General features: G+C 65.4%; 6 protein-coding genes. 4 read left to right on the top strand and 2 right to left on the bottom strand.

The genetic code is table 11. The features are described from left to right. The 4 genes from era to HY699_03325 form a co-directional block, all read left to right on the top strand. Window positions 1–473, top strand: a 473-nt coding sequence (gene era, locus HY699_03340) for a GTPase Era (protein MBI4514835.1), incomplete at its 5' end; no start/stop codon positions are given. Between the two features lie 383 nt (window positions 474–856). Beyond that, window positions 857–1714 (top strand): tyrosine-type recombinase/integrase, encoded by an 858-nt coding sequence (locus tag HY699_03335; GenBank protein MBI4514834.1) that lies wholly within the window; start codon window positions 857–859, stop codon window positions 1712–1714. Between the two features lie 230 nt (window positions 1715–1944). Continuing rightward, window positions 1945–2694 carry a tyrosine-type recombinase/integrase gene (locus HY699_03330; protein ID MBI4514833.1) on the top strand — a complete coding sequence of 250 codons (750 nt, stop codon included), beginning with the start codon at window positions 1945–1947 and terminating at the stop codon, window positions 2692–2694. Continuing rightward, window positions 2691–3788, top strand: coding sequence for a site-specific integrase (locus HY699_03325; protein ID MBI4514832.1), 1098 nt, complete (start codon window positions 2691–2693; stop codon window positions 3786–3788). The genes HY699_03330 and HY699_03325 overlap by 4 nt, the downstream gene beginning before the upstream one ends. Window positions 3789–3860: 72 nt before the next feature. Here the strand turns inward: HY699_03325 and HY699_03320 are convergent, their stop codons facing one another. Together HY699_03320 and HY699_03315 are read right to left on the bottom strand one after the other, a co-directional pair. Further along, on the bottom strand, window positions 3861–4466 hold the full coding sequence (locus tag HY699_03320; protein ID MBI4514831.1) for a Uma2 family endonuclease: 606 nt from the start codon (window positions 4464–4466) through the stop codon (window positions 3861–3863). Between the two features lie 64 nt (window positions 4467–4530). Further along, complete coding sequence (locus tag HY699_03315) at window positions 4531–5010, bottom strand: hypothetical protein (protein ID MBI4514830.1); 480 nt, start codon at window positions 5008–5010, stop codon at window positions 4531–4533. Window positions 5011–5346 lie beyond the last annotated feature (336 nt).

Raw genomic sequence — 5346 nt, 5'->3', positions numbered from 1 at the left:
CCGTCGAGGACCTCTCCCGGGCCTACCCCTTCAAGCGCGCCTATCCCGTCTCCGCGACCGGCGGCGAGGGGATCGACGTCCTCACCCGCGACGTCCTCGACCTCCTGCCCGAGGGACCCTTCCTCTATCCGCCGGAAGAGATCTCGAACGTGCCCCAGAGTTTCTACGCCGCCGAGATCATCCGAGAGAAGGCGATGGAAGCGACCGAGGAGGAGATCCCCCACTCGATCGGCGTCGACATCGAGGAACTCTCGAAGAAGGAGGACGGCTCCTTCACGATCCGCGCCGTCCTCTACGTCGATCGCGACAGCCGGAAGGGCATCCTGATCGGCGCCGGCGGCCGGAAGATCAAGGAGATCGGCAGCCGTGCCCGCGAGGAGCTCCAGTGCATCCTCGAGGCCCCCGTCCATCTCATGACCCGGGTCGAGGTGAAGCGGGACTGGCGCGACCACCCGAGGGCCACCGGGATCTAGCCTCGCCGCAGAGGGCCTGAGTTGGGCCGCTCTGGTCCCCGCCCCGCAGAAACCAGCTCCGATATCACGGCTTATGGGGAGCTCCCCATAAGCCGTGTTATGTGGAGTCCGGGATTATGCGGCATTCCGGCTCGAGTCGAGTCGTAGGTCCATGCGGCGTAGAGGTTTTCTCCGGACCGCCGGGCGTTGCGCTCCACATAATCCGGCGGTGAGATAGGGGGAGTCATGCCACCAATTTCCCCTGGAGAGCCCCGATGCCAAGACGTTCGCCGCCCCTTCCCTGGTCAGAGGAGCGGGCCTGGGAAGATGCCCACCGCCCCATCGATCTCGCTCCCCCGCGCCTGCGATCGATCCTCGGCTCGTTCTTCGATTGGCTTCGGACCATGAGGGCGATGCAGCCCGAGTCGGTCCGGGCCCGCGTCCGTGCGGCGAGGGACTTTCTCCTCTGGATCACGAAGCGGCGCGCCCCGGAGGAGTATCTCGGTCTCCTTACGCCCGAGAGAATCGAGCGTTTCTTTGCAGAGTACGGGCAGGAACTGGGTCACGCTTCCCTTCGGTGCCTGCGATCGTCCGTTCGAGCGTTCCTCGAGTTCACGGCCGATCAAGGTCTGACCCAGCATCGCCTGGTCGAAGCCATCCCGACGGTCAGGACCTATCGCCTGGCAGAGACGGTTCGAGGAATCGCGGACGAGGACATCCGGCAGCTTCTCGATTCGGTTGACGACACCAGCGCCAGTGGGATTCGTGACCGTGCCGTCCTGTTGGTCCTGGCGACCTACGGAATCCGGCGAGGCCAGATCACTAGCCTCCGGCTCGGGGACATCGCGTGGCGCGATGCTCAGATTCGCTTCCGAGGCCACAAGGGTGGCAAGACGGTGACCCAGGTTCTCCTCGGGGCGGTCGCGCGCGCCCTGGCTCGCTACATCCGCGAGGTTCGTCCGGCCGTCGACCACGATCGAGTTTTCACTCGTCTGAGGCGGCCGTATCTCCCGCTGGGACCCTCGGCGGTCGGGAGTCTCGTTCAGAGTCGGTTCGAGCGAGCCCGAATCGATCCCGGTCGCTTCGGACCGCACATCTTTCGGCACGCTTTCGCGACTCGCCTGCTGAGATCGGGAAGGTCGCTGAAGGAGGTGGCCGACCATCTTGGGCACCGGCACATCGCCTCGGCATGCATCTACGCGAAGGTGGATCAGCCGTCTCTGCGCGAAGTCGCGATCGCCTGGCCGGAGCTGCTCCGATGAGGTCCAACGGATTCTCCAGTTGCCTGGCGGACGCGTTCGAGCAATTCGTCGCCTGGAGATGTGCGGGGAGTGGCGACTTCGCAAGCCAGGCAGCCCGTCTGCATCGGTTCGATCGATTCCTGGCGAGAAGCGTCTCCGATCCATCCGAAATCGATCGCGAAGTGCTCGGGGAGTACCTGGCGTCCATGGCCCGTCTCGCACCGAGTAGCAAGACTGGCTTGGTCTGTGTCGTGTGGCAGGCGCTGCGCTACGCCGCGAGGCACGGCGTGGCCCTTCCCCCACTGCCCGAAAGGCCGCGCTTTCCGCGGCGGACGGTCGTTCGACCGCACATCTTCTCCCCGGAGGAAATCGACCGTCTCCTCGGAGCGGCGCGCGATCTCGGTCCTTCTGACTCTCTCCGGCCCGAGACCTTCTTCACGCTCTTCGCGCTCCTGGTGACTACGGGAATCCGAATCGGCGAAGCCCTGGCGATGGACATCGGGGACATCGACTTCGAAGGCGCATCGCTGCGCATCCGAAGGGGGAAGTTCGGGAAGTCGCGAATCGTTCCCCTGCACCCGACAACCGTCGAAGCTCTCCGTACCTACATGGGACGCCGGCTGGCCGCTCACGGAACCGATTTGGGATCCGCCCCCTTCTTCTCGACGCTGTGCAAGACGCGCCTCGCCCACCGGACGGTCCATGGCACGTATCGAGAGCTGATCGAGAGGGCACGCATCAGCACCCCGGGTGGTGGTCTCCCCAGGATTCACGATCTGCGTCACACCTTCGCCGTTCGCCGACTCCTGGACTGGTATGGTCGCGGGATCGACGTCAACGAACGTCTCGCGGCGCTCTCCACCTACCTCGGGCACGTCGACGTCAGCAGCACGCTGGTCTATCTCCGGCCGAACGAAGAGACCCTACGTGAAGCCGCCAAACGCTTCCAGCACAGGTGTCCGCTTCCGATTCCTGCGGGGGAAGGGAGCCGCGATCGATGAGCCCCGTTCGCACGCTCTCCGCGTTGATCCAGGCATTCTTCCAGCACTACCTCATGGGGGAACGCGGCTTGAGCCGCAACACCGTCCTGTCGTATCGGGACGCGGTTCGCCTGCTGCTGGTCTACATCTCCTCCGCTGTCGGGCGCTCCTCGGATCGCATCGAGGTCGAAGATGTCGATGCACAGAGAGTCCGGGACTTCCTCGGGTGGTTGGAGGGCGAGAGAGACTGTTCCCCAAGAACGCGCAACCAGAGGCTCGTCGCGATCAAGACCCTCTTCCGGTACATCGCATCGGTCGCCCCGGAACACCTTGATCGATGCCGTCAGATTCGCGAGATCGGCAACAAGCGAGTCGAGCATCGCCCGCCTGAGTACCTGGAGCCTGGCGACCTGCAGGCACTCCTCGGGGCCATCGACGCATCGACGCCGCAGGGGGCACGCGACCTGGCCCTCCTTGCTCTCCTGGTCAACACGGGCGCTCGCGTCCAGGAGGTTGTCGATCTCGATGTGTCCGACGTCATCCTCGGGTCCTCGCCGAGGGTCAGGTTGCATGGCAAGGGCAGCAAGATCCGCGACTGTCCCCTCTGGGATCGGACCTGCGAGCTTCTGCAAGCGTGGCTCGGTCTCCGTGGGGATTCGCCGACACCAGACTCGCCCCTGTTCCCGAACGCGCGTGGCCGGCGGCTGTCCCGATGGGGGATCACCTACATTCTGCAGAAATGGGTCAAGGTGTCCGGGATCACGCCTTCGAATGCGCGGGCGAACCGGATCTCCCCGCACACCATCCGCCACACGACTGCCATGGAGCTCCTCAGGGCCAGCGTCGACATATCGGTCATCTCCGCGTGGCTCGGCCATGCCGACCTCTCGACCACGCACACCTATGTGGAGATCGACATGCGCATGAAGCAGGCCGCCCTCGAAGGCACAACCCCCAACTTCCTGCCGTCTTCGATGTCGACGCGGTATCCGAAGCCCTCGCTGATCTCGTGGCTCGAGTCGGTCGGCCGCGACCCGACTTATGTGAAGTCCTCCGAGGATAGAAGTCCGTCCAGAGCGCCGATGACGGTTGCGGTAGCCACTTGCACTACATAATCCCGGACTCCACATAACACGGCACCCTCGCCGTCGATCGCTGCGTCTCGGGCGTTCGAGATCGATTCTCGGCTAGCGAGCATCGAGGATCCCCGCGACCTCGACCGAGAACCCCGCCAGGACTCTCGAAGTCGCGACTTGCCCCCGCCCGAAGCGTCCGTGCAGGACGTAGGAATCCCCCTCGAGCGCCAGAACCTCGATCGCCCCCTCGGTCGGGTCCACGACCCAGTACTCCGGGATCCCCGCCTGCGCGTATTCGCGCCGCTTCGTGACGAGATCGCGGCGGCGATCGTCCGGGCTCACGACCTCCATGACGATGTCGGCTCCCTCCCAGAACTCCTCTTTCCGCTTCGCGTCGTGCTTCGCAGCGAGATAGAGGACGTCCGGCTGCCGGAACTTGCCGGGCCAGAGGCGGAGGTTGAGGGGCGCGAAGCGGACCGTCCCGAGGGCCTGCGCGGAGACGAGCGCGGTCAGCGCGGCGAAGAACGCGGCCACCCTCGCCTGATGGGAATCGGTCGGCATCGACAGGACCTCCACGTTCCCGTGGGAGAACTCGACCAGGCGATTCCCCTTGAGCGCAAGATACTCCTCTTCGCTCCACGCGCCCTGCTCCGGAAAGAGGAGCGCGACATCCCATGCGGGCTCGGGGCGAACGGGATCGCGGGGTTTGGAGGACATGGAAGAAGCTCGAACAGAATCTGGCTGATCAGATATGCGAAGCATACCCCACCGCCAGCGGACGCTAGTCCATGCGCCGGATCTGCTTCTTGTCAAACGTCTCGATCCCCATGCTCACGCGGAAGCACTGCGGCACGAGCTGCTCGCGCAAGACGTCCAGTCGCTCCTCGCCCCCGTCGAGGAAGTACGCGGGAACTCCCTCGAGGGTGACTTCGGCACCGGACAGGTCGAGACTCCCGGCGAGGGCGTGGCAGAGGGGCCGAAAAGCCGCAACGGGGGTGACGTTGGCCGTGCCGCCACCGAAGTACAGGGCTTCGACGCGGTGTCCCGAGAGATCGGCATGGTCCGCGAAGAACTTCTCGATCTCCTCCGTGACGGCGGCCGTCACCGCCATCGCCTTGGGCTCGGAGTAGCCCTCGTGCGGGGACGTGCAGAAACCGCACCCCTTCACGGACGGATTGCAGAACGGATGGGGGAGAACGCCAACGACCAAGCCACGGCCGAGGTTGGGCACCAAGGTCTGCTCGATGGTTTCAGCTGTCACCGCCCCCCGGGGATGGGGTCGGGAAGCGGCGCGATCGGATACCCTTGCAGCAAGCGGTACCTCTGCGGACGAGCCATCCGCGCCCGCATCTCGGCCGCGGTGAGATCGGCGATCCATACCGGGACGAGCCACGTTCGCTGGTATCCACCAGCGCTTTCGTGTCGAACGGTCGACCACGCAGGACGCCGTGGTCGACCCCCAACGTATCGTCGTTGAAGGCGAGCCCGGGCACGACGCCTCCGAGGTTCGACCCGGACGAGCCGTTCCCTGCCGGCGCGACCTGGCGACGCGGCTCAGGGTCTCGCCCCGGTGGGCTCGCGCGCTCCTCGACCTCGG

The organism is Deltaproteobacteria bacterium, from assembly GCA_016210005.1.
Classification (GTDB): Bacteria; Desulfobacterota; Binatia; order HRBIN30; family JACQVA1; genus JACQVA1.
Note: the sequence above shows the minus strand (reverse complement) of the source record. Positions and strands in the feature narration are given on the sequence as shown.